The following is a 25,041-nucleotide window of genomic DNA, read 5'->3' as shown; positions in this document are numbered from 1 at the left end:
TCGAGTGCAAAGGTATGAATAGAATTGTGAATTGTTAAATAGAATCTGTGAATTTCGAAAGAATTTATATTGGACATTTCTTCATCTCATTCGCAATAGAAATGGACTGATTTGTATTGACTTTTTCTAGCTCAGTAATGATGTTTTGATGATTTTTTTGGTCTCTGTTTTGGGATATTTTTTTTGTGGCTTGGATTTCAGTAATTTCAATTTCAAATGCTACAATACCTCGGGATTGCATCATTGTTTTCTTAGATAAATCCTCTATTCGGACCGGATTTTCTAAATTTTGCTCATACTTATCCACGAGTTTTTTTAAGGATTCGATGACGGCTTCTCCTTCAATAATTTTGACTTTTCCGTACACATGTACGGCAATGTAATTCCATGTTGGAACATTTTCATGATCGTACCAAGAAGAAGAAATATAACTGTGGGGCCCTGAAAATACTGCTAAAATTTGGTCATTGTCTAAGAAACCATTCCATTGTGGGTTTTCTTTAGAAAGGTGTCCATACAAGATTTCCTTGCCTTCGCTGTTGATTTCCAGTTCTAAAGGAATGTGTGTGGCACACAATTTCCCGTTAGTTTGATTGATTAGAATACCAAAGCTGTTTTCTAGCAGAAATTTTTTTATTTCTTCCTGATTCTCGTTTTTATAGATTTCTGGAGTATACATGGTTTGATAACTTAGATTTAGTACTATTAGAATTAAAGATAAAACGAATCAATAAGTTGTCTAATAATATAAGGAGTCTAACATTTTTTTATTAAATTACATTCACTTCGGCTTCGATATGGATGCCAAAGGTTTTAAAAATAGTATCCTGAATATCCTTAGAAACATTCAAAATTTCCTGACCGGTCGCATTTCCATAATTCACTAAAACCAAAGCTTGGTTTTTATGGATTCCGGCATCACCAAAACGTTTTCCTTTGAAACCGGCTTGTTCAATTAGCCAGCCTGCAGGGACTTTTACTTCGGTTTCAGAAATATCAAAATATTTCATATCGGGAAATTGCTGATGAATTTTTTCGAAATCCGATTTCAGTAAAATTGGATTTTTAAAAAAACTACCACTGTTTCCCAGTTCTTTTGGATCGGGTAATTTGCTTTGTCGAATTGCAATTACGGCATTACTCACGTCCTTTAAACTAGGATTTGTGATGTTATTTTTGGCTAATTCAGATGAAATGTCTCCGTAAGAAGTATTGATTTTATGATTTGTTTTTGTCAATTTAAAAACAACCGAAGTAATAATGTATTGATTTTTTGCTTCGTTTTTAAAAATGCTTTCTCGGTATCCAAAATGGCATTCGTCCTTTGCAAACGTTTTCATTTCCTGACTTTCTATCGTCATTGCTTCACAGGAAACAAAAGTGTCTTTTATTTCGGTGCCATAAGCTCCGATGTTTTGGACCGGCGTTGTTCCAACGTTTCCTGGAATTAGGGACATGTTTTCTAAACCACCAAAATTTTGGTCAATGGTCCAAAGCACAAATTCATGCCAGCTTTCGCCAGCTTGACTTTCGACCCAGACAAAATTATTATTTTCTTCAATAATTTTCTTGCCTTTCAAATCGATATGAATGACAAGCGCACCAATGTCTTTTGTCAAAAGCATGTTACTTCCGCCGCCTAAAATAAATTTTTGAGTAGTTTTATTTTCTTGTAAAACAGTTTTCAATTCCTGTACAGAATGTACAGCAACGAACTGTTTTGCTTTGGCTTCAATGCCAAAAGTATTGTATTTTTTTAGAGAGAAATCAGGTACTATTTCCATAAAAGAAAGTGCTTTTTGAATTGTTTAATGTCGTGTCAAAAGTAAGAATTATAAATTGGTTGTTTGATCATGCAAAATCTATTAATTCTAAAACAGCTTATTCTGCTTTTGATCCATCAATTAAGTGATGGTATTTGTCGGCAATAATCTTCATATTAATACTGTAATCCACATTTTTTTCAACAAATTTTCTGTTTTTAGAAACGGCTTGTTTTCTGTGTTCTGTATTCTCAAAGGACCAGATTAATTCTTCTGCAAGCTTTTCATAATCGTCAATTGGAATCAATTGACCATTTTTTCTATGCTCAATCCAGCTTTGATTTCCTGCAATGTCACTTACAATTGGATAGCAATTGGTAGCCATCGCTTCAAATAAGGAAGCTGAAACCCCTTCGGTTATTGGCATACTAATGTAAATGTTGGCTTGTTGCAATAGCTTTGGCAATGCTGTATTTGGAATTCTTCCAGTAAAGTTAATTTTGTTTTTAATGTCTAACTCTTTTGCTAAATCTTTCAATTTAGAAAGTTGAGCCCCATCACCTATAATGGTAAGTGTGAAATCAATTCCCTTTTGGTTTAAAATTGCAAATGATTTCAAAATAATGTCATGACGGTATTCTGGCGATAAAGAACGCGTCACAATAGCGCAAATTTTTTCGGGATTGTCATTATTTTCAGCTCCAAATAGAGTTAAATTAATTCCCTTAGGTAAAACCAAAACTTTAGTCATATCAACATTGGACTCGGTCATAGAAATAGTCATCACAGGTCCCCAGGCATGGATTAAATCTGCTTTTTTGAAAGCGTAATGCTGAATAAGTTTTTTTAACGGCAGTGAAATTGATTTTTCAGGCCACAAATCAGTTCTGCCTTGTTGTGCTATAGCAACTGGTTTTACACCAGATATTGCAGCAAGGAACCCATAACTGGTGGTTCTTTCTGCAATAATCATATCCGGTTTTTGCCGTTGGATTATTTTTTTGATTTTAAAAAAAGCGAGACTGAATTCGAAAATTCTCTTTATTCGGTTAAAAATACCACTATTTGATGTTTTTAATTCCCAAGTGATAATATCAAAATCGCCAAATTCCTTAAGGCCATTTATCCACGTGATGGCATCGACTCTGTAGGTTTCTCCCAAAAAAAGTATCCTTCTCTTTTTTGTCGATATCATTTGAATTACTCGGAAGTTAAGGCTCGATTGATGAAATCGTTTAATGGTTTTAGCACAATCAGTTTCTGGCTCATTACGGCAACAAAATCTTTTTTTGCAGCAGCTGAAAACTCAATTTTCTGTGAAGATTCAAAACTCTTTAGTTTTAATAATTCTATCGCCGGATGTTCTTTGTCATAGCCTCTTGGCGGGTTTTTTAAAGTATCTTTTTCATTTCTATCAAAATCACCAAATTCTCTTTTGAAATCTTTTTCCTCAAGAATAGCTTCCAGATCATCATGGAAATAGGCAATTTCTTTGCGCATTTTTTTTAAGTCATCGGATTCCGGACAATATAATCCGCCTGCAATAAAACTGGCTCCTTTTTCTAAGTGAATGTAATAACCGGAACGATTCAGTCCTTTGGCACCAGACGAAAGCCAGATTCCCAAGTGCGATTTGTAAGGCGTTTTGTCCTTAGAAAACCGAATGTCGCGATTGATTCTGAACGTACAATTTTTAACTTCCAGCATTTCCAGCGATGGATCAAGCGGTTTCATGGCATCCAGTAAATCAGCAACTAATTGTTGGTAATCTTTCTTGAAAGCTTCGTAGCGTTTTTTATTTTCTAAAAACCAGTCCCGGTTGTTATTGGCTTTTAAATCATCCAGAAATTGCAGTGTTTCTTTTGAAAGCATCTTTGTACTATTGTATTTGTTTTCTTAATTCTTCTTCGCTTATGAAACCGGATTTTCTCCATTTTACTGCTGCTTTTTCATACAATAATATAGTAGGAAGTTCACTGATTTTCATTTCGGTCATTAAGGTTTTGTTTTTATCCGCATCCAATCGAATGATAGTTACGCTATCTGCTAGTTCAGTTTGCATTTTTGTGATGTAAGGTGTCATTTTTTTGCATGGTGCACACCATTCTGCATAAAAACTAACCAATACTTTTTTATCAGAGTCTACTAATTTATTGTAGTCCTGCAACGTCATTCCTGTGATTTTGTTGCTTGGTTTAGACAGTCCTGCAGCGTCCCATTTTAAAATTCCGCCTTGTAATTGGTAAACGTTTTTAAAGCCAAGTTCTTCCAGTTTTTTAACGGCACTTTGACTTCTCCCACCGCTTTTACAATACACGAAAACAGGTTTTGTTTTGTCCAGTTTTTCGGTTCCTGCAACAAAGTTGTCTCCGAGCCAATCTACATTGACGGCTTTGTCGATATGATCTGACGAAAATTCCGCAGGCGTTCGTACATCCAGAATTTGTGGATTTGGTGTTGCTGCAATTTTTTCGCTAAATGCTTTTGCATCGATAGTTTGGCTTTCTTTTGAGACTTGTCCGTTACAAGACAAAAAAGCAAAAGATATGATTAATAGGAATATTGAACTGAATTTCATTGTAATTTGATTTAAATTTGAATAGGCTAAATTAGTTTTTTTTCGATTTTTGAACGCTATAAAAACTATTAAATAAAAGTTATAAGTTAAAAATTTTATAGCTCTGATGAGTCGATTTTACAATAACTTCCGTGCGCTCCGGATGCGTATCTGAAATAAAGAGTTGTCCAAAAGTATCGCTGTTGACCATTTCGATTATTTTGGCCACCCGACTTTCGTCTAATTTGTCAAAAATATCATCAAATAACAGAATTGGTTTTACACCGCTTTGTTTTTTTAAAAATTCAAATTGTGCCAGTTTTAAAGCGATTAAATATGATTTTTGTTGTCCTTGTGATCCAAATTTCTTTATTGGATGTTCATCAATTTCAAAGGCTAAATCATCTTTATGAATTCCCACACTGGTATAATGTAAAGCACGGTCTTTATTGATGTTTTCCTGTAAAAGCGTCAACAGGTCTTTTTCGAATAAATTACTTTCATACACCAGTTGAACGGTTTCTTGTGAGCCGGTTATGGCTTGATGATGCGTGTTGAAAATAGGAATGAACTGGTCAATAAATTCTTTTCTTTTTTCGAAAATATAGTTTCCAAAACCATTAAGTTGCTCATTATATATAGATAAGGTGTCGTTTTCAAAAACATGATTCAACGCAAAATATTTTAGTAATGCATTACGCTGGCTCATTACTTTCTGGTATTGAATGAGTTGCTGTAAATAATGGGGATCCAGTTGCGAAATGACGCTGTCCATGAATTTTCGTCTGGTTTCGCTGCCTTCCACAATCAAATCCCTGTCAGCTGGAGAAATAATCACCAATGGAATAAACCCAATATGATCCGAAAACTTATCATACGCTTTGCCGTTGCGTTTCAATATTTTTTTTTGGCCTTTTTTAAGACTGCAGACGATTTGTTCCGTTCTTTCGTTCTTTTCAAATTCAGCATCAATTACAAAGAATTCCTCTCCGTGTTTAATATTTTGAACAGCTAATGGATTGAAATAGCTTTTTCCGTACGATAAATGGTAGATTGCATCGAGTACATTCGTTTTGCCAATACCGTTTTTGCCTACAAAACAATTTATTTTGCTGTCAAAATCGAAATTTGCTTCGGAGAAATTCTTATAATTAAATAGTGAAATTTTTTTTAAATACATGGGTAAGGCTTGCTGGTATTGAGAACTTTGCTGTTTTTGAACAGGTTTTTCAAAGTGGGTGCAAATTATTGAAAAATATCGATAAAAATGACTTTTCCATTTTTTCTATGTTGATTATTTTGCCTTTGGAAAGAAAGAATACCCAATGATATTTTTTTTGAATATAAAAGCATATTTTTTGTGTGGGTTTGAATAAAAATTTTATTTTTGCGACTCACTAAATTAAAAATAAATGGCTACTTACAATAAAAGAGGATATAAAGCACCAAAAGAAAAAGAAGTAAAAGACGGAGTTGAAACGGTAATTGTAGATGATAAGGATAGCACAACAGCAGAAGTGTTTTCAAAATTAGATGAAACCGCTACAATAACAGAGGATTGGGTTGCCAAAAATCAAAAAATCATTATTGGGTTAGTTGCCGCTGCCGCCATCTTTACGATTGGATATTTAGCATACCAAAGATTTATTGCAGCTCCACAACAAGATGAAGCAGCAAATGAAATGTTTGTTTCACAACAAAATTTTCAAAAAGCAACTGATGGTATTGCAAGTGACTCATTATATAAGTTGTCTTTGAATGGTTCAGAAGGAAAATTTGGATTCTTAAAAATTGCTGATGAATATTCTGGAACTGATGCAGGGAATTTAGCAAACTATTATGCGGGTATTGCGTATTTGAACACAGGAAAATATACTGAAGCTATTGATTACTTAAGCAAATTTAAATCAGATGATATTGTTTTAGGCGCTTTAGCAAAAGGAGCAATTGGAGATGCTTATTCTCAAAAAAATCAGCCGAAAGAAGCTTTAGAGAATTACGTAAAAGCTGCTGAATCAAATAAAAATGATTTCACAACGCCACGTTTCTTATTGAAAGCTGGAAAAACGGCTTTGGCTCTTGGAAATAAAGCGGATGCATTGAAATATTTTACAGATATTAAAGAAAATTATGAAGGAACTCCAGAAGCTGCTTCAGTTGACGTTTTGATAGGATTAGCGCAATAGTAAAAAATGATTTAAGATTACTGATTTAAGATTGTAGATTTTTGATTTGAAAATTCTACCTTTAATGTCTGAAATGAAAACTTTAAAATCAAATGGCTACCGAAAATAAAAATTTATCCGAGTACGACAAAAACGCTGTTCCAGATGCGAAAAATTTTCGTTTTGGAATTGTTGTTGCTGAATGGAATGAGACAATTACTGAAGGACTTTTTGATGGTGCATTCAAAACACTATTAGAGAACGAAGTTCCAGCTGAAAATATTTTACGTTGGAATGTTCCTGGAAGCTTTGAACTTATTTATGGATCCAAAAAAATGTTGCAAACTCAAAATGTTGATGCTGTAATCGCTATTGGATGTGTCATTCAAGGGCAAACCAAACATTTTGATTTTGTATGCGAAGGTGTAACGCAAGGTATTAAAGACTTGAATGTTCAAACGGATATTCCGGTTATTTTTTGTGTTCTAACGGATAACACAATGCAGCAATCTATTGATAGAAGTGGAGGAATTCACGGAAATAAAGGAACTGAAGCTGCAATTGCTGCCATAAAGATGGCTTATATTCGTCAGCAGGCTTCTCTTAGTCATCAATTTAATAACCAACAATTGTTGTCTTCCGGTGCATTACAAATTGAAAATTTGCCTTTGGAATTAGAAGAATAAAAATTTAAAATAAATAATTTAAAAACCTATACTGTCTCGTAAATAGTATAGGTTTTTTGTTTTTTTTATGATTAAATAAGCTACCATTCCCAATAGAAATTCATTAAATTTGTATTTCTTGGTTTTATAGACTTTAAACCTTAAACATCAAATAAATTTTTTAATGTCGAGTATAATTCAATTACTTCCTGATCATGTTGCCAATCAAATTGCTGCTGGAGAAGTCGTTCAAAGACCAGCTTCAGTTGTTAAAGAACTGCTTGAAAATGCAGTGGATGCCAGGGCTACAGATATCAAGTTAATTATTAAAGATGCAGGAAAAGCATTGGTGCAAGTAATTGATAATGGTTTGGGAATGAGTGTAACCGATGCTCGTTTGTGTTTTGAGCGTCATGCCACTTCTAAAATTCGTCAGGCAGAAGATTTATTTTCTTTAGATACAAAAGGTTTCCGAGGAGAAGCTTTGGCGTCTATTGCCGCGATTGCGCACGTAGAAATGAAAACCAAGCAAGAGCAAGAGGAGTTGGGAACACATATTATTATTGAGGGTAGTAAGTTCGTGTCCCAAGATGTTGCTGTTTTGCCAAAAGGAACTTCTTTTGCCGTTAAAAATTTATTTTTTAATATTCCGGCGCGACGCAATTTCCTCAAATCAGATACTGTGGAATACCGTCATGTGATTGATGAGTTTCAGCGTGTGGCTTTGGCTCACCCAAAAATACATTTTACGTTTTATCATAATGGTAGTGAAATGTTCAATTTGCCGCCTTTTACTTTGCGACAACGAATTGTCAATGTTTTTTCGGGTAAAACCAATGAAAAATTAATACCCGTTGAGGAAGAAACAGAAATAGTGGCCATTCAAGGATTTGTCAGCAAACCTGAATTTGCCAAAAAGAATCGTGGTGAACAGTTTTTCTTTGTCAATGACCGATTTATAAAAAGCGGTTATTTGCATCATGCTGTTATGGCCGCCTATGATGGAATCTTGAAAGACGGTGCTCAGCCCAGTTATTTTTTATATTTAACGGTGCCGCCAAATACCATTGATATTAACATTCATCCCACTAAAACGGAGATCAAGTTTGATGACGAGCATGCATTGTATGCTATTTTAAGAGCTTCTATAAAACATAGTTTGGGTCAGTTTAATGTGGCTCCAGTTTTGGATTTTGATCGCGATTCTAATTTAGATACGCCGTATCACTACAAAGATTTAACCGGAGAAACACCAACAATTCAAGTTGATGGTAACTTCAATCCTTTCTCTGAAGAAAAACCAAGCAAACAATTTTCCAGTTATAGAAAACCGGAACCAACGGCTAATTGGGAAAGTCTTTATGTTGGTTTAAAACAAGATACGGATGAAATAGGACAGATGACTTTTGAGAATGAAGAGGTAACTTCGTCTTTGTTTAATGATGAAGAAGTAGAGCATTCTGTTCATAAAACATATCAAATTCATAAGAAATACATTGTTTCTTCGATAAAATCAGGAATGGTAATTGTGGATCAGCAACGGGCGCACCAACGCGTTTTGTACGAACAGTTTTTGATTAATATGACCGTTCATCAGGCTTCAAGTCAGCAATTGTTATTTCCTTTGAACTTGTTTTATTCGTCAAGCGAAATGGAACTTATTGGTGAGTTGCAACTTTCGTTGATGAACACTGGATTTGTTTTTGAAGAAAATAATATTGATCATATCGTTATTTCTGGAATACCTGTAAATGTCACGGAAAGTGAAGTTCCATTGGTTTTAGAACAATTATTAAGTGATTTGCAAGACGGAATTCCCGAAAGTAGTTTCAGCCAGAATGATACTATTGCTAAATCCATGGCCAAAAGTTTGGCCGTGAAAACTGGAACTCACCTTTCAGAAAAAGAACAGGAAAATTTGGTAAACGGACTTTTTGCCTGTAAAGACCCAAATGTTTCCCCATTTCATAAACCCACTTTCATCACCATGCGTGTGGAAGACTTAGATAAAAAATTTGCAATATGAGAAACGTAACTGAAACCGTAAAACAATTAATTATAATCAACGTATTGTTTTTTGTAGGAACTCTGGTAATAGGTGATGTTGCCTATAAAATACTGGCATTGTATTTCCCGGAAAATTCAGATTTTCAACTTTGGCAACCGCTGACGCATATGTTTATGCATGGTGGTTTCATGCATATTTTTTTCAATATGTTTGCCTTGTATTCTTTTGGATCTGCTTTAGAGCAAATGTGGGGAAGCAAGAAGTTTTTGTTTTTCTACATTTCGTGTGGATTAGGAGCTGCCTTGTTGCATACCGGAGTTAATTATTACTATTTTCAAGATAGCTTGAATACACTTATTGGCAATGGATTTGAAAAACAGGAGATTTTACAACTTTTAAATGAGGGTAAAATCGATACAAGATGGCAGGAGATTTTGTCAACTTCAGATTTTCAAAATTTTACAAGTGCATTTATGGGAACTGCTGTTGGTGCGTCGGGGGCAATTTATGGTATTATTGTAGCGTTTGCTTTTATGTTTCCTAATGCTGAATTGGCTTTAATGTTTATTCCTGTTCCAATAAAGGCTAAGTACTTTGTTCCTGGCTTAGTCTTAGTCGATTTGTATTTAGGAATTTCTGGAAAATCAATTTTTGGTGGTGGTGGAATTGCCCATTTTGCGCACGTTGGCGGTGCTTTCTTCGGTTTTATTATTATGTGGTATTGGAAGAAAAACCAGTTTAATCAAAATCGTTGGAATTAAAATCTAACCACTTTTAAAGTACTACGACCTAAATATCAGCTCTTAAATCCCAATTTAAATTATGAATATTATTGACGACCTGAAATTACAATACAAAATGGGAGGAATAGTGACTCAGCTAATCTTTTGGAATGTGGCTTTGTTTGTTCTTCCGTGGTTGTTTTTTACTCTATTATCTTTATTGGGTGTCGATATCGATTATATGCATTATGTGAGTTTGTCTTCTAATCCGGCACATTTGCTTTGGAAACCTTGGTCGTTGCTTTCGTATGCTTTTTTTCACAGTGGAATCATGCATATCGTTTTTAATATGATTATTTTGAATTTCTCGGGTAGATTATTTATGACGTATTTTACGTCTAAGCAATTGCTAGGCTTGTATGTGTTGAGTGCCATTTTTGCTGGAATTAGTTATATTCTGGTGTTCTATCTTTTAAATATAAATGCTCCAATTGTAGGCGCCTCTGCTGCGATTATGGCTATTTTAGTCGCCACTACTACGTATTATCCTTTGATGAATCTTCGATTATTAATTATTGGAAATGTGAAATTATGGCATGTAACTGCCGTTATTATTATTGTGGATTTGATGCAGTTGCGTTCCGGGAACATGGGCGGACATATTTCTCATCTTGCAGGTGCTTTATTTGGTTTTATTTTTATTAAATTGCTTCAAAATGGAACAGATTTAAGTAAAATAGTATCTCTTGTTTTAGATTTTTTTGCCAATATATTTAAGAAAAATCCATCAACTCCATTTAAAAAAGTACATAAAAACTACCAAAAACCGGTAGAGAAAAATATTTCGAAAATAGTTACAAAGGATAAATCGCAACAACAAATCGATGAGATTTTAGATAAAATCAGTCAGTCGGGTTATGATAGTTTGACGAAAGAAGAAAAAGAATTCTTGTTTAAAGTAGGTAAATAAATAACTACAGGTCTTTTAATAGTTTGCCAAAATAAAAATATAGTAAATGAAAAATCTTTCATGGTTTAATAAAGGAATGTTTCTTTTGAACATTGTTCTTACACTTGTCACTTTTATTGCCTATGTTTTGCCTTTTTTAGCGCCAAAATCATTTCCGCTTTTGTCTGTTTTGACACTTTTTATGCCACTTTTTTTTGTTTTCAATGCGCTGTTTTTTATTTATTGGGCATTCCAATTCAAAAAGCAATTGATTGTATCGGGTTTGGTTTTATTGATAGGAATCACTTTTATAAATAAATTTTACAAGTTTTCGTCTCCTAAATTTTCTAAAGAAGAAAAAGATTTTACCGTCATGAGTTATAATGTTCGGTTATTGAATGTATTCAGGTGGATCGACAGAGATGATGTTCCTTCGGATATTTTAGCTTTCATCAATGATAAAAACCCCGATATTTTATGCATGCAAGAGTATTCTCCTTCTGCCGATATTGATTTGAAAGTGTATCCGCATCGGTATATTTTTACCGATGGAAACCAAATCAGAACCGGTCAGGCAATTTTTTCTAAGTTTCCAATTATCGATCAGGGAAATATAATTTTTCCTAATTCCAGCAATAATGTTGTATTTGCAGATATCAAAAAAGGGAAAGATATTATCAGAGTTTACAATATGCATTTGCAGTCTATCAAGATTTCTCCTGATGTGAACGAGATTGACGAGAATATTGATGCTATAAATCAGCAAAAATCACAAATGCTTTTCATCAGAATAAGTAAAGCGTTCAAGCAACAACAGCAACAAGCAGAATTGTTCAAAGAGCATAAAATGAAATGTATTTACCCAACTATTATTTGCGGAGACATGAATAATAGTGCTTTTTCGTATGTTTATCGAAGTATAAAAGGTAAGATGAAAGATAGTTTCGAGGAAGCGGGAAAAGGTTTTGGAGAGACGTATAAATTTAGGTATTATCCTGCTAGAATTGACTATATTTTTGTTGATGAAAAAATGACCGTTAAGAAATTTGAAAATTTCCCGAAATTTATTAACTCAGATCATTTTCCCATTATGGCAAGATTGTCTTACGAATAAGTAGACTATGAAAATTACTTTATAATTAAAGTTTGTTTTTTTAAGTAATCCATAGCATATTTCCCTTCGTTAAATAATAAATCTAAAACACTCAGATTGTTTATAAAGCCATATTTGTCATCAAAAACCTGTTTGTAGCTTTCAAAAATGGATGGATCTTTTTTTCCATTTATCAAATACCTGAAGTCCATCGTTTTAATTATATCTACGTCATGAAAGTATTCTGATGTGGTATCAAATTCTAATTTCATCCTAAAACATTTAGTCACAATAGCTAAAGTTTCAAAATTTAAATCCAATAAAAAATCATATTTTTTTTCGAAAATTATTCGGATATCATCTTCAAAGAATTCAAAAAAGGGGGAGCTTCTGTATGCAGCTTCAAGAGATTTGAAATGTTGCTTTTGCCAGTCAAAATCAGTTTCAATTTTGATGTCTTTTGTTTTTTGATGGCTTTCTTTCGAATGTTTTACAGGGATATTCAATAGCTGAATCCCGTTAGGAGAATAAATATAAGTTCGGTTGCGATTGGTCTGTTTTTGAAAGTTATCTTCTACTTCAAAAGTTATGCTTTCGGATTGTGCAATCGCTGCAAAGTGACTTATCGACGGAAAATAGGAGGGATGTAATATGGTATTCATATTGATAGTTTAAGGTTTAAAGTTTAAGGCTCAGTAAACTTTAAACCTTAAACTTTAAACATTTTTTATTTAAACTTTTTGCTCTTTTCTTTTTTTCCAAAAATAATCTCCTACGAAAAAGATAACCAATCCAAGTAAAAATAATTTGAAATAAGATTGAGGCTGACCTTCACCGCTAACTGTTGTGAAAACTCTGTCCCAACGAATTTTATTTATTCCTTTTCCATTAGGATCGATACTTAGCCATATAAAAATAGGTTTTCCTACAATGTGGTTTTGAGGAACAAATCCCCAATAACGGCTATCCTCGGAGTTGTGACGGTTATCCCCCATCATCCAGTAATAGTTTTGCTTGAAAGTATACGTATTGGCAATTTCACCATTAATTCTAATCTCTGAACCGTTAGTTTTTAAATCATTGTTCTCATAATCCGTAATGATTGCTTTGTAAAAAGGCAATGTTTCCATAGTTAAAGCAACTGTTTTTCCTTGTTCTGGAATATAAACAGGTCCATAATTATCACGATTCCATTTATTGATATGCGGGAAGACTCCATTATCAACTTCTTTTGATATTTGTCGGATGACGGCAGTTATGCCAGGTGTGTTTTTCAATCTCTCTGCTCCGGCTTCGGTCAAGGCACTCATGAAAAGTGTGTCTCTTTTGGTCTGATCCATAAAGCCGGCTGGATCCGTCACATCTAAATCTTTAAATAGAGTTTCAAAATCGATTGGTGTTTTTCCGTCCAAGGCCACTTTATAGGAGAATTGAGGTTTAGCTCTTTCAGGTAATTGTAACAGTTTTCCATCGATATAAACCATCCCGTCTTTTATGGATAAATTATCTCCCGGAATTCCAACACATCTCTTTACGTAATTCGATTTCTTGTCGACAGGTTTGTAAGCGCGTCTTTTTGAAGTATCAAAAAACCTGTAAACAGTATCCACCGGCCAGTTGAACACTACAATATCAGTACGTTTTATATTTTGAATTCCTGGTAATCTCATATAAGGTAATTGAGGCCAAGTCATGTAAGATTTGCTTTTTGTCAAAGGAATGGAGTCATGCACCATTGGTAAAGCTACGGTAGTCATGGGAACTCTCGCACCATAGTTCATTTTGCTCACAAATAAAAAATCCCCTACCAATAATGATTTTTCCAATGAAGGAGTTGGAATTGTGTACGGTTGAATAAAATAAGTGTGCACGATTGTAGCTACAACAATAGCAAAAAGTAAAGAACTAATGGTGTCAGCAGCTTTGTTTTGTGGGCTTAAACTTCTATCAGAAATGTAATTTAATTGTTGTGTATAATTGATATAATACAGATACAAGCCCAAGGTTATTAGTACTAAAAATGTATCTAATCCAGATCGTTTTCCAAAACTTCGTAACGTTTCTACCCAGATAACCGGAAAGATGATTAAATTGATAATGGGAATAAATAATAAAATCGTCCACCATGTAGGGCGACCGATAATTTTCATTAAAACGATCGCATTATAAACAGGAATGGCTGCTTCCCATCGTTTTCTTCCTGCACTTTCATATAATTTCCATGTTCCTAAAAAGTGAATTATTTGGACAATCAGAAAAAAAACAAACCATTGATATACTGACATAAATTTTTGTTTAGAGTTAAGTTAAAGTACTTTAATAGGACCTTAAACTTTATAAAGTTTATTTTAAATTTAAAACATCTTTCATTGTGAAAATACCTTGCTTACCCACAATCCATTCTGCTGCAATTATGGCTCCTAGAGCAAAACCCTCTCGATTGTGAGCCGTATGTTTAATTTCTATTGCATCTACTGAAGAGTTGTAAGTTACGGTATGAGTGCCCGGCACAGTCCCAATCCTTTTGGATTCAATATGAATCTGGTTTTGTTCGGGGTTTTCTATGGTCCAATCGGTGTATGAACTATTTTCTATGATACCTTTGGCTAATGAAATAGCAGTGCCACTTGGGGCATCCAGTTTTTGGGTATGATGAATTTCTTCCATTTCTACTTTATAACTGTCAAATTTTGACATTATTTTAGCTAAATAGTCATTAAGTTCAAAGAAAATATTTACCCCTAAACTAAAGTTGGAACTAGAGATAAATCCACCGTTTTTTGCTGCGCAAAGTGTCGCTATTTCATCATAATGTTCTAACCAGCCAGTTGTACCTGAAATTACAGGGACATTTGCATGAAAACAACTGGAGATATTACTCACGGCTGCTGTCGGAACACTGAAATCAATCGCCACATCAGCATTTGAAAGACCTTCAAAAGAATTAGTCTCGTCTTTTTTCAAAACGATTTCATGGCCTCTTTCCATCGCAATTCTTTCAATTACCTGGCCCATTTTTCCGTATCCTAAAAGCGCAATTTTCATTTGTTTATTTTTTAAATTTCGAATAATTAACGAGACCTGCAAGCAATAATGCTATTAAAAATCCCGCAATGAATCCTGAAAAGAAGGAGTTCATTCGGATTGGATCGAACGTTTTATTTTCGGAATAATTTACTAAAGTGATTAGTAATAAAATTGTAGTTCCAATAAAAAAATATTTCTTCCCAATTCTATTGATTAATGACATACTGATTTGTTTTCTTTATTTAATCTTTTAAACTAGAAACTATAATTAAAAGTTAGTCCTACATTAGTCTTTAATGTTACATCATTTGGATAAAGAACAGGTCTTACAGATAAGTTTTCATCCACATTAAATTGAATTAAAGCAGCATCTACATTGGCGTCTAGAATATTCAAAGCGTAAAATGCTACTGTAATTAAAGCGGATAAATCGCGGTTGCGTTGGTAAAATTTCTGTCCTGCAATCAAACGGTTGTTGTCCAGGAAAGCTAAGTCATCAGTGGTGTAGCCTTCCAGTCTACTTTTGTAAGCGTCTCTGTATTGATGGTATTTTTTATTATTATCGATATAAAAATAAATACTTGTTCCCAAGGCACCATACACGAGCGGTATCTTCCAGTATTTCTTATTGTAAGCTTGACCCAGTCCCGGTAAAACTGCCGAATAAAAAGCAGCTTTTGCCGGCGTTAGCGGATCAATATCATTCGATTTCAAAGTATCTTTAGCTATCAGCACCGCCTCTGTTTTCGATTGCCCAAAAATAGTATTGTTTCCTAAAATAAAAAGGAACAGACCGATGAAAATGATTTTGTACACTATCCGTTTATTAGTTTAATGATTCTGTTGAAATCTTCTTCAGAGTGGAATGGAATAGTGATTTTCCCCTTACCGTTTCCGGCTACTTTTACATCAACTTTAGTTCCGAAATAATTTGTAAAAGTGCTTTTCTGAGCATCTGCAACTTCAAACGATGCCGCTTTTGGTTTACCCGCAGGTTTAGGTTTTAAGCTTTCCTGGTAGTTTTTTACCAATGCTTCGGTATCACGAACGGATAGGTTTTGACTAACGATTTTTTGATAAATATCGGTTTGAATATCTAAGTCTTCAACATTTATTATTGCACGACCATGACCCATACTGATGAAGCCATCACGAATACCGGTTTGGATAATTGGATCCAGTTTTAAAAGTCTCAAATAATTGGCAATCGTAGAACGTTTTTTTCCTACACGCTCACTCATTTGTTCCTGTGTCAATTGAATTTCGTCAATCAAGCGTTGGTACGAAAGTGCAATTTCAATTGGATCTAAATCATGACGCTGAATATTTTCAACCAAGGCCATAACCAGTGACTCGTTATCATTTGCGATACGAATGTAAGCGGGAACAGTTGTCAATCCTACAAGAGTCGACGCACGAAGACGACGCTCCCCGGAAATTAATTGGTATTTATTGAAATCTAATTTACGTACTGTAATGGGTTGAATTACTCCTAATTCTTTAATTGAAGTAGCTAATTCTCTCAATGATTCTTCATTGAAATTGCTTCTTGGTTGGAACGGATTTATTTCAATCGCATTTATTTCAAGCTCAATAATATTTCCTACAACTTTATCCGCATTTTTATCATTAACTGATTTAATGTCGTTTTCCGGATCTTTTAATAATGCCGATAATCCTCTTCCTAAGGCTTGTTTTTTTATTGCTTGTGCCATAACTAATTTAGCTATTTTTCTTTATAATTTCTTGAGCGAGATGCAAGTAGTTGATTGCTCCTTTGCTTGTAGCATCATAATTAATGATACTTTCACCAAAACTTGGTGCTTCACTTAACTTCACATTTCGTTGGATAATGGTATCAAAAACCATATCGTTGAAGTGTTTTTGAACTTCCTCAACAACCTGGTTTGATAAACGCAGTCTGGAATCAAACATGGTTAATAATAATCCTTCAATGTCTAAATCAGGATTGTGAATTTTTTGGATACTCTTTATTGTATTTAATAATTTCCCTAAACCTTCTAATGCAAAATACTCACATTGAATAGGAATAATTACGGAATCAGCGGCAGTCAAAGCATTCAATGTAAGTAGACCAAGTGAAGGAGCGCAGTCGATTATAATGAAGTCGTATTCATCTTTGATACTTTCCAATGCTTTTTTGAGCATATATTCTCTGTTTTCCTTATCAACCAATTCGATTTCTATGGCAACAAGATCAATATGCGATGGAATAACATCAACATTTGGTGCAGAACATTTTATGACAGCCTCTTTTGGAGTGTGACTATGTTCGAGAATTTGATAGGTTCCTATTTCGATAGTTTCAACATCAATTCCCAAGCCAGAGGTGGCATTTGCCTGAGGATCGGCATCGATTAATAATACTTTTTTTTCTAAAACCCCTAATGAAGCAGCAAGATTTACTGACGTTGTAGTCTTACCAACTCCACCTTTTTGATTAGCAATCGCGATGATTTTGCCCATTTATTTTTCTAAATTTTGAACCGTAAAAATACAATTATTTATGGTTTTTGAAAATCTATTTTGTTAACATTTGTTAAAGACTGATTAGTGGCAGTTTGACAATTCTCATTTTTAAAATGGATTCTATTGCATAGGAGCTATTCCAGCTGTGCGCTTCAAGTTCTTGAGCTGCTCCCAGTTTTTTCTAAAGCCATAAAAGGAGCTTCCTTTGGTCGCTCTTTTCTGTCAAGAAAAAATCGGGAGCAGCTCGGTGAAGCTTTTCACTGCCATCTGGGCTAGGGGAGTTGTAGTTGAATAATGCTTTGAAAAGTAAATTAATTTAAATTTCTGAAGTTATTTTCGCAAGAAATAAATTTAGTTCTTATTTCTGCAATATTTTTGCATAAGCCAAAAATAGTACTATATTTGCACCCGCTTACGGGGTGTAGCGTAGCTCGGTTATCGCGCCTGCTTTGGGAGCAGGAGGCCGCAGGTTCGAATCCTGCCACCCCGACAAAAATCCTTTCTGTATCTACAGAAGGGATTTTTTTATTGTAGAATAACAAAAACTGATTATTCAGGTTCTGTAATACATTAATTATATCTTATTTTTGCACTGTTAAAAATTATAATCCACACTTGTTATGTCTGATACAATCGAAAAAATTAAATGTCTTATTATAGGTTCTGGTCCAGCAGGTTATACTGCAGCAATATATGCCGCTAGAGCAAACATGAATCCTGTTTTATACCAAGGAATGCAGCCTGGTGGGCAGCTAACAACTACTAATGAAGTAGAAAACTGGCCTGGTAATCCAGAGGGAATAACTGGTCCAGAAATGATGGTGGGGTTACAAGCACAAGCACAACGTTTTGGAACTGACGTGCGTGATGGTTGGGCTACTAAAGTGGATTTTTCGGGGGATATCCATAAAGTATGGATCAATGATACTAAAGAATTGCATTGTGAAACTGTAATTATTTCTACCGGAGCATCGGCTAAATATTTAGGGATGCCATCAGAACAACATTATTTAAAAATGGGTGGTGGTGTATCAGCATGTGCTGTTTGTGACGGTTTTTTCTATAGAAATCAAGAAGTCGTAATTGTTGGGGCTGGAGATTCAGCTTGTGAAGAAGCACACTATTTATCCAAACTTTGTAAAAAAGTAACAATGCTAGTGCGTAGCGAAAAATTCAGAGCTTCTAAGATCATGGAAGAGCGCGTTCGCAAAACAGAGAATATTACTATATTGATGAATCACGATACTGTTGAAGTATTAGGGGACGAACAAGTGGTTACTGGGGTAAAGGCTTTAAATAAAACTACTAATGAAGTTTTTGATATTCCTGCAACTGGTTTCTTCGTGGCTATTGGTCACAAACCCAATACAGATATTTTCAAAGAGTATATCACATTAGACGAAACAGGATATATTATCAATACTCCAGGAACTTCAAAGACCAATGTTGATGGCGTTTTTGTAGCGGGTGATGCTGCGGATCATGTGTATCGTCAAGCGATAACAGCAGCTGGAACAGGTTGTATGGCCGCTCTTGATGCCGAAAGATATTTGGCTGCTAAAGAATAATCTTAGTTAGAAAATTTCAATATAAAAAAAGTCCCAGTTGCTTTGGCAAGTGGGACTTTTTGTTCCTTATTATACAGTATCAATCCAGTTTTTTTCCCTACCCGAGAGTCAGGGATAGGATTATTTCAACTTTTTTATCAATTTTGCTTCATCGGCAAATCTTCTGATTTCAATTTTTGGGGCGCCCACAAGTTGGATTTCTGATTTATTTGCAGCGTCTATAATGACTGTTGTTGTCGCATTTACACTGCAATTGGAATAACTTTCTGCGGTAACATCAATATTTTTTATAGTTAATTTATTCCCTGTTAATTCCGAGTTGTTGTCCAATCGTATTATAGCATTAGTTGCAGTACCTTCGATAGTTGCAGTAGCTTTTTGGTACAAATCCACTTTCAAATCTATTGTACTGACTAAAGCTTTAAGTGTAGCATTTTTACTCATTTCTATACTTGTGTTTTCGGACTTTAAATTAAGTTCCGTTTTTGATTTGTCATCAGCCTGTAGTATGAAGTTTTTCGCATTGACATTCAAAAAAAGTTGGGAATAATCATGAGATTTAAAGGTTATGTTCTCTAATAAAATCTCTTGTATTGCGTTTATTGTCGTTTCATTTTTTGAAGTTACCAGATTTAAATCATTGGTATAGGTTACTCTTATAATCAGTTTTTTATAATTGACTGCATGTTTTGAGGTGTAAATGCGAAGTGTTTTATCCTTTAAATCTAAAGTAATAAGGTCTTGAAGATTTTCGTCGGCTTCAATTTTGATTTCGTTTTTATCACCTCTTTCTAAATATACTTCAAGATTGTCCTCTATTTCAAGACTTTCGAAAGGACCAATTTCTCTTAGCTCAACAGTAACTGTTTTTGAACCTTTGACTTTTTCCTTTTTCTGTGCGAAACTTAATGTAGTTGATAAAAGGAGTAGGAGTATTACTGTATATTTTTTCATAGTCATTTGGATTAGAGTCTACACAAATATAAAGAAATCATCCACTTGTGATGGATGATTTCTTTATTTTAGTAAAATGATTTTATTTATGGACAACTTCTTTCTTAACGTATTTTCTTTATACCTTGGTAAACAAGAATTCTTGACCATTTACTTTAAATGTAAATTCATTTTTAGCCTCATTGAAATGAATTTCAATTCCTGCTGGTTCAAAACTAAATTTGTCTTTACTGATTGAGTCAAAAGTAAGTGTCGGTTGTCCTGTTGCATTTGCTGTAAGATTTCCATTATCCTCCGTTAAAATAATTTCTACCGGAATTTGTTTGCTGGAAAAACTACCAAGATAGCTATCTAAAATTACTGCTTTTTCCAATTCACTTTTGTCTGAACTCCAAACGTTATTTGCAGGATTAATATCAGGGAAAGCGTGGTCTGGATCTATAGTAATCGATTCAATCTCTTCCGTTGAAGCATTTCTAAATACCCAATTCGTATTGCGTTGCCAGATTTCTACAGGGAGTTGTACACGGTTAGTAATTCCGCTTTTGGTTTTAATTTCTAATACCACAGGCATAGCCATTTTTTCCAAATTTTCAATATAAATAAGTGCTCCTAATTTCGGGTCATTTTTTAAATATTTGATTTTCGTAATCCCTTGATCTAAACTCCAATTGTTTACAAACCATGATCTCCAAAACCAATTTAAATCTTCTCCGGAAACATTTTCCATAGTTCTGAAAAAATCATCAGGCGTTGGATGTTTAAAAGCCCAACGTTCCGTATACACTCTAAAGGCTTTATCAAAACGTTCTTTGCCTAGCACTTGCTCACGCAACATAATTAATCCTGATGATGGTTTTTCATAAGCTAATAATCCTAAACTGCCCTCTTTCATCCCGTCAGGAGCGGTCATAATGGGTTCTAATTTCGGATTGGTGAATCTTTTAGACATTCTTTGCATGTCTTTTGGTTTCGATTTGTATTCTCCGTTGTTAAAATCCTCGGCGCTCAGTGAGTTGATAAAAGTATTAAATCCTTCGTCCATCCAAGCAAATAAGCGTTCGTTAGAGCCCACAATCATGGGAAACCACCCATGCCCAAATTCATGATCCGTAACTCTCCATAACTCTCTGTCTTTTGATTGCCAATCACAAAAAACAATTGCTGGATATTCCATTCCGCCTTGGTTTCCAGCTACATTGGTTGCTGCAGGATAAGGATATTCGAACCATCTTTTAGAATAATTTTCAACAGATGATTTTGTGTATTCCGTTGCACGGCTCCAAGCATCTTGACCCGCGCTTTCCACAGGATATGCTGAAATGGCTAATGATTTTTTACCATTTGGCAAATTGATTTTTGCGGCATCAATGATAAATGCTGCTGAAGATGCCCAGGAAACATCACGAGCATTTTTTATTTTAAAATGCCAGTTCAATGTGGATTTTCCGGTAGGTCTTGAAGCAATATTCGTTACTTCTTCTGCAGAACGAATTATTACTGTTTTGTCACTTTTTGAAGCTGTTGTCCAACGTTTTTGTTGTTCAGCGGTGTATACCTCAGAAGGATTCATTAATTCACCGGAGCTAACTACGATATGATTTGCTGGAGCAGTGATGTTGATATCAAAGTCACCAAACTCAAGATAGAATTCACCTGCGCCTAAATAAGGCAAGGTATTCCAACCTTTTACATCATCATAAACACACATTCTTGGATACCATTGCGCCATGGTAAATATTTTGCCGTTTTTAGTTTGTAAAACGCCCATTCTGTCTGAACCAAAGTCTGGAGAAATAAATGAAAAATCAATTTTAAGTTTAATACTTCCTCCGTTTGGATTCAAATCCTGAGGAAGAAAAACTTGCATTCGCGTATCGATTATTTGAAATTTAGCTTCAGTTTCAACAGTTTTTCCATTTTTACCAGTAACTATTTTGATCGATTTTATTTTATGGCCACCGTCAAAAACTTGTCCTTTGTCTCCATTGCGACTACCAGTTATTGGGATTATAGCTTTCCCACGAGAATCATTTTTAAATAAATTTTGATCGACATTCATCCATAAAAATGAAATTTTATCAGGACTATTATTGGTGTACGTTAAAATTTCGGAACCAATGATTTCATTGTTTTTTTCATTTAATACAGCAGTCAATTGGTAGTCAGCCCTGTTTTGCCAGTACTTTGCTCCGGGTTGACCACTTGCTGAATGCGAATCAGTCCCGTTTTTAGTATAGAAATTAGGGCCAAAAGTATCATGATAATTATACTTTGAGATTAACTTGTTTGATGGGACAGCAACTGGATTTTGTTGTGCCTGTAGCGATGTGACTCCGAAAAATAAAGCTAAATAGGCTGAAGCTTTGAAGAATTTTTTTTTCATGATTTGATTGATTTTGATTGATGATTTTAAAAGTGCAGTTTTATGATTCACTATTTAGTGATTTTGCTTTATTATGTTTTAGTGGTTTGCAAAAGATGTTAATTGTAAATTCATATTAATTTTTTTGTAATAAATAGCGGGTTAATTATTCTTTTTTGATAAAATTAGGTCAAAAAAAACACCCATGATTGGTGGATGTTTTTTTGCTTTAAGTAAAATTAGGATTCTATTCTTGGCTAATAGTTCCTCCTGAACTCGTTTTCTTTTGAATCGATTTTGGCTGTATGTCGTAGCTTATTTCACCACCACTGGAAGCCTCGGCAAGTAAGCTCACAATTGGGTGAACATTTATAGAGGCACCACTGGAAACATCAGCTGTTATTTCGTTGGCTAGTAATTTTGTAGCATTAATTTCGCTTCCACTTGATGCGGTTGTTTCCATCTTTAATGCTTTTCCATTGATGGTGATGCTACTTCCACTGCTGGAATCACACGTAATCGTATCCGATTCGATACTTATATCAATAGTTGCTCCACTGGACGTATTCAATCTTATATTTTCGCCTTTCAGTGTATTCTTGCTCGTGATTGTTGCGCTGCTTGTCGCTTCTAATTCATCAATTACAGGCATTTTTACCGTTACTTTTTTAGAACCTGCATTTGAAAAAGAATTTTTATCAAATGAAATAACAAGAGTTCCATTTTCAACTTTGGTAGTGATGTGTTTTTGCAAATTATCATCAGCTTCAACCACTATTTCCATTTTATCTGATTGTTCTATGACAAGGTCAATGGAATTGTTGACTTCTATGCTTTTGAAATTACCTTCAACAGTGCGTTTCTCCGTGGTTATGTTGCCACTTCCTTCTATTGAATTCAAATTAATGGAGTGGTTGCACGAAGCGAATAACAAAGCTGTTAAGGCAACCAGAATGAATTTTGTGATTAACGTGATGATTTTTAACATAACTAATTCGTTTTAATGATGATACCGTCTTTATTTATTTTTAATTCTTTAATGTTATTTTTTGAATTAATCAAAGTGTCATTTGTTACAGAAACCCCGTCTTCATTTATGGTAACTGACGTTTCAGTACTGTCGTTTTCATTATCGTTATATTCATTTTCATCAGCAGGACAATTTAAGCATTTTATTTTATTATCTTCAACTCTGTAGATGTCGTTGTTGGAATCTGGATTCCATAAGAAGTAATCTCCATCAGTACGATCATAATGTCTCATGGAAGCATCTGGTTTTATCAAAGTCCCTTTAGGTAAAAATAACGTTATTTCAATTTCCTGATCTCTGTATTTGTTTTTTAAATCGGTTACTAAATAGTTGTCTAAAATTAATTGATTTCCAATTATTTTATAAGCATATTTAATTTTTTCGGCTCTTTTTTTGGCTTCTGATAATGATTTTCCGCTTGCCTCTTTTTCAATTTGGATGTAAGGTTGTTTTTCATCTGTATTTTCTATTTTAAAACTAACCTCATTAGAATAAATGACATCAGTTCCTGTAGAATCTTGGGTTACTGTGAAATCAGTGCGGTCATCAACATTTTTAGCAAAATAATCATTGTGTCTGAATTTGATGAACAGCGTGTCATTTGGATTCAAAGTAATAATTTCTTTCTTAACCACTCGTCCGTCAACCGCAAACGCACTGGCTTGTTTTATTCCAATTGATATCGCTATTGAAACCGCAATTAACCAAAGTGCTAACAACGTGTATTTTGCAATATTCCCAATAGATTTCATATTTGGAGCTAAAAGCTTGAACCCTAATAAAGAAAGGAAAAAGAAAGGAATTCCAACAGCAAAGAACATCAAAAGTCCAAAAGCCCAGATAGGATAATCCGTGAAATTACCAGCTTCTATAAAACCTTGCCAAGGAAAATCAATAAATAATCCAGATCCTAATGTGAAAATACCTACTAGCAGAAAAAATAATACTGTTATTCCGGTAATTATTAAAATCACTCCTAAGAATTTTGCGAAAATCTTGAAAACTGTTATGATAAAATCTCCAAAAGAACTTCCCAATTTTTCTGCTCCCGTTTTTATTTGATTTCCATATTTGTCATAATCAGCATTTTTTATTTTATCAGAAACATTTTCAAATTCCTCACGGACTTTTTTTTCAATGTTTGAAATGGTAACAGGTTCTCCTGTCATTTCCAGTTTCTCTGATGTAGTGACCGCTTCAGGAGTAACAATCCAAAGAATGATGTAGATCAGAATTCCAGTTCCAAATCCAGCAAAAACTAATAAAATAAGTGCGATTCTGATCCATACAGCATCAATCCCAAAGTAATGTCCTAATCCTGCTGAAACACCGCTAATCATCCCTTTTTCCCTGTCACGGTATAGTTTTTTTGTTCTTCGATTTGTATTGTTACTATAGGAATTGGTTCCTTTCAATTCATCTTCAATGATGTAATCTTCCGGTTGTCCCATGACAGCAATCACTTCATCTACGTCTTTTAAACCAATAACATATTTGTCGGTTTTTTGCTTTTCATTCAATAATTCCGAAACACGCATTTCAATGTCCTTAATAATCTCATCGTGTCCTGATGAATTGGATAAAGAACGTTTTATAGCGTCAAAGTAGCGTGTCATTTTTTGGTATGCATCTTCATCGATATGAAAAAACATTCCGCCTAGGTTTATATTTACAGTTTTGTTCAT

At 34.2% G+C, this 25,041-nt stretch carries 24 protein-coding genes and 1 tRNA gene; 8 read left to right on the top strand and 17 right to left on the bottom strand.

What is annotated here, in order from left to right; all coding sequences use genetic code 11:
• Positions 1-64: 64 nt before the first annotated feature.
• The 6 genes from BC952_RS13390 to recF all read right to left on the bottom strand — a co-directional run bounded on the left by BC952_RS13390 (position 65) and on the right by recF (position 5,500).
• Positions 65-679, bottom strand: coding sequence for an FMN-binding negative transcriptional regulator (locus tag BC952_RS13390; protein WP_121366124.1), 615 nt, complete (start codon positions 677-679; stop codon positions 65-67).
• A gap of 91 nt (positions 680-770) precedes the next feature.
• Positions 771-1,784 carry a UDP-N-acetylmuramate dehydrogenase gene (gene murB, locus BC952_RS13385; protein WP_121366123.1) on the bottom strand — a complete coding sequence of 338 codons (1,014 nt, stop codon included), beginning with the start codon at positions 1,782-1,784 and terminating at the stop codon, positions 771-773.
• Between the two features lie 97 nt (positions 1,785-1,881).
• Positions 1,882-2,958 carry a glycosyltransferase gene (locus BC952_RS13380; RefSeq protein ID WP_121366122.1) on the bottom strand — a complete coding sequence of 359 codons (1,077 nt, stop codon included), beginning with the start codon at positions 2,956-2,958 and terminating at the stop codon, positions 1,882-1,884.
• 5 nt (positions 2,959-2,963) lie between these two features.
• Positions 2,964-3,635 (bottom strand): DUF2461 domain-containing protein, encoded by a 672-nt coding sequence (locus BC952_RS13375; protein WP_121366121.1) that lies wholly within the window; start codon positions 3,633-3,635, stop codon positions 2,964-2,966.
• A 7-nt stretch (positions 3,636-3,642) separates the two neighbouring features.
• On the bottom strand, positions 3,643-4,341 hold the full coding sequence (locus BC952_RS13370; RefSeq protein WP_121366120.1) for a thioredoxin domain-containing protein: 699 nt from the start codon (positions 4,339-4,341) through the stop codon (positions 3,643-3,645).
• Between the two features lie 79 nt (positions 4,342-4,420).
• Positions 4,421-5,500, bottom strand: coding sequence for a DNA replication/repair protein RecF (gene recF / locus BC952_RS13365; RefSeq protein ID WP_121366119.1), 1,080 nt, complete (start codon positions 5,498-5,500; stop codon positions 4,421-4,423).
• A gap of 232 nt (positions 5,501-5,732) precedes the next feature.
• Between recF and BC952_RS13360 the strand changes: the two genes are divergently transcribed.
• From BC952_RS13360 to BC952_RS13335, 6 genes are all read left to right on the top strand, one after another.
• Positions 5,733-6,506 carry a tetratricopeptide repeat protein gene (locus BC952_RS13360; protein WP_121366118.1) on the top strand — a complete coding sequence of 258 codons (774 nt, stop codon included), beginning with the start codon at positions 5,733-5,735 and terminating at the stop codon, positions 6,504-6,506.
• Between the two features lie 92 nt (positions 6,507-6,598).
• Complete coding sequence (gene ribH, locus BC952_RS13355) at positions 6,599-7,171, top strand: 6,7-dimethyl-8-ribityllumazine synthase (protein ID WP_091171676.1); 573 nt, start codon at positions 6,599-6,601, stop codon at positions 7,169-7,171.
• Between the two features lie 163 nt (positions 7,172-7,334).
• A complete protein-coding gene (gene mutL / locus BC952_RS13350; protein ID WP_121366117.1) occupies positions 7,335-9,176 on the top strand; it encodes a DNA mismatch repair endonuclease MutL in 1,842 nt (613 codons plus the stop codon).
• On the top strand, positions 9,173-9,919 hold the full coding sequence (locus BC952_RS13345; protein ID WP_121366116.1) for a rhomboid family intramembrane serine protease: 747 nt from the start codon (positions 9,173-9,175) through the stop codon (positions 9,917-9,919). Before mutL ends, BC952_RS13345 begins: the two co-directional genes overlap by 4 nt.
• Before the next feature lie 61 nt (positions 9,920-9,980).
• Positions 9,981-10,850 (top strand): rhomboid family protein, encoded by an 870-nt coding sequence (locus BC952_RS13340; protein WP_121366115.1) that lies wholly within the window; start codon positions 9,981-9,983, stop codon positions 10,848-10,850.
• Positions 10,851-10,896: 46 nt separating this feature from the next.
• Positions 10,897-11,943: an endonuclease/exonuclease/phosphatase family protein gene (locus BC952_RS13335; protein WP_121366114.1), complete on the top strand. Its 1,047-nt coding sequence runs from the start codon at positions 10,897-10,899 to the stop codon at positions 11,941-11,943.
• Positions 11,944-11,957: 14 nt separating this feature from the next.
• Here BC952_RS13335 and BC952_RS13330 read toward each other — a convergent pair whose 3' ends face one another.
• The 7 genes from BC952_RS13330 to BC952_RS13300 form a co-directional block, all read right to left on the bottom strand.
• On the bottom strand, positions 11,958-12,584 hold the full coding sequence (locus BC952_RS13330; RefSeq protein ID WP_121366113.1) for a WbqC family protein: 627 nt from the start codon (positions 12,582-12,584) through the stop codon (positions 11,958-11,960).
• A gap of 69 nt (positions 12,585-12,653) precedes the next feature.
• Positions 12,654-14,207, bottom strand: coding sequence for a signal peptidase I (gene lepB, locus BC952_RS13325; protein ID WP_121366112.1), 1,554 nt, complete (start codon positions 14,205-14,207; stop codon positions 12,654-12,656).
• A 58-nt stretch (positions 14,208-14,265) separates the two neighbouring features.
• Complete coding sequence (gene dapB / locus BC952_RS13320) at positions 14,266-14,967, bottom strand: 4-hydroxy-tetrahydrodipicolinate reductase (protein WP_121366111.1); 702 nt, start codon at positions 14,965-14,967, stop codon at positions 14,266-14,268.
• A 4-nt stretch (positions 14,968-14,971) separates the two neighbouring features.
• Positions 14,972-15,172, bottom strand: a complete 201-nt coding sequence (locus BC952_RS13315; RefSeq protein WP_121366110.1) for a hypothetical protein — start codon at positions 15,170-15,172, stop codon at positions 14,972-14,974.
• A 32-nt stretch (positions 15,173-15,204) separates the two neighbouring features.
• Complete coding sequence (locus tag BC952_RS13310) at positions 15,205-15,765, bottom strand: DUF5683 domain-containing protein (RefSeq protein WP_121366109.1); 561 nt, start codon at positions 15,763-15,765, stop codon at positions 15,205-15,207.
• On the bottom strand, positions 15,765-16,664 hold the full coding sequence (locus tag BC952_RS13305; protein WP_121366108.1) for a ParB/RepB/Spo0J family partition protein: 900 nt from the start codon (positions 16,662-16,664) through the stop codon (positions 15,765-15,767). The genes BC952_RS13310 and BC952_RS13305 overlap by 1 nt, the downstream gene beginning before the upstream one ends.
• A 7-nt stretch (positions 16,665-16,671) precedes the next feature.
• The gene (locus BC952_RS13300; protein ID WP_121366107.1) at positions 16,672-17,436 is read right to left on the bottom strand and encodes a ParA family protein; all 765 of its coding nucleotides are present in this window, start codon (positions 17,434-17,436) and stop codon (positions 16,672-16,674) included.
• Positions 17,437-17,854: 418 nt separating this feature from the next.
• Between BC952_RS13300 and BC952_RS13295 the strand changes: the two genes are divergently transcribed.
• Positions 17,855-17,929: transfer RNA gene (locus BC952_RS13295), tRNA-Pro, on the top strand.
• Between the two features lie 130 nt (positions 17,930-18,059).
• Positions 18,060-19,007: a thioredoxin-disulfide reductase gene (gene trxB, locus BC952_RS13290; protein WP_121366106.1), complete on the top strand. Its 948-nt coding sequence runs from the start codon at positions 18,060-18,062 to the stop codon at positions 19,005-19,007.
• Positions 19,008-19,127: 120 nt separating this feature from the next.
• Here the strand turns inward: trxB and BC952_RS13285 are convergent, their stop codons facing one another.
• The 4 genes from BC952_RS13285 to BC952_RS13270 all read right to left on the bottom strand — a co-directional run bounded on the left by BC952_RS13285 (position 19,128) and on the right by BC952_RS13270 (position 25,041).
• Positions 19,128-19,961, bottom strand: coding sequence for a GIN domain-containing protein (locus BC952_RS13285; protein ID WP_121366105.1), 834 nt, complete (start codon positions 19,959-19,961; stop codon positions 19,128-19,130).
• A gap of 118 nt (positions 19,962-20,079) precedes the next feature.
• Positions 20,080-22,347 carry a M1 family metallopeptidase gene (locus tag BC952_RS13280; RefSeq protein WP_121366104.1) on the bottom strand — a complete coding sequence of 756 codons (2,268 nt, stop codon included), beginning with the start codon at positions 22,345-22,347 and terminating at the stop codon, positions 20,080-20,082.
• A gap of 226 nt (positions 22,348-22,573) precedes the next feature.
• Positions 22,574-23,314: a head GIN domain-containing protein gene (locus BC952_RS13275; protein ID WP_121366103.1), complete on the bottom strand. Its 741-nt coding sequence runs from the start codon at positions 23,312-23,314 to the stop codon at positions 22,574-22,576.
• A gap of 2 nt (positions 23,315-23,316) precedes the next feature.
• A complete protein-coding gene (locus tag BC952_RS13270) occupies positions 23,317-25,041 on the bottom strand; it encodes a PspC domain-containing protein (RefSeq protein WP_121366102.1) in 1,725 nt (574 codons plus the stop codon).

It is taken from the genome of Flavobacterium limicola (assembly GCF_003634755.1).
Lineage (GTDB): Bacteria > Bacteroidota > Bacteroidia > Flavobacteriales > Flavobacteriaceae > Flavobacterium > Flavobacterium limicola.
This window is presented reverse-complemented; position numbering and strand designations above follow the sequence as displayed.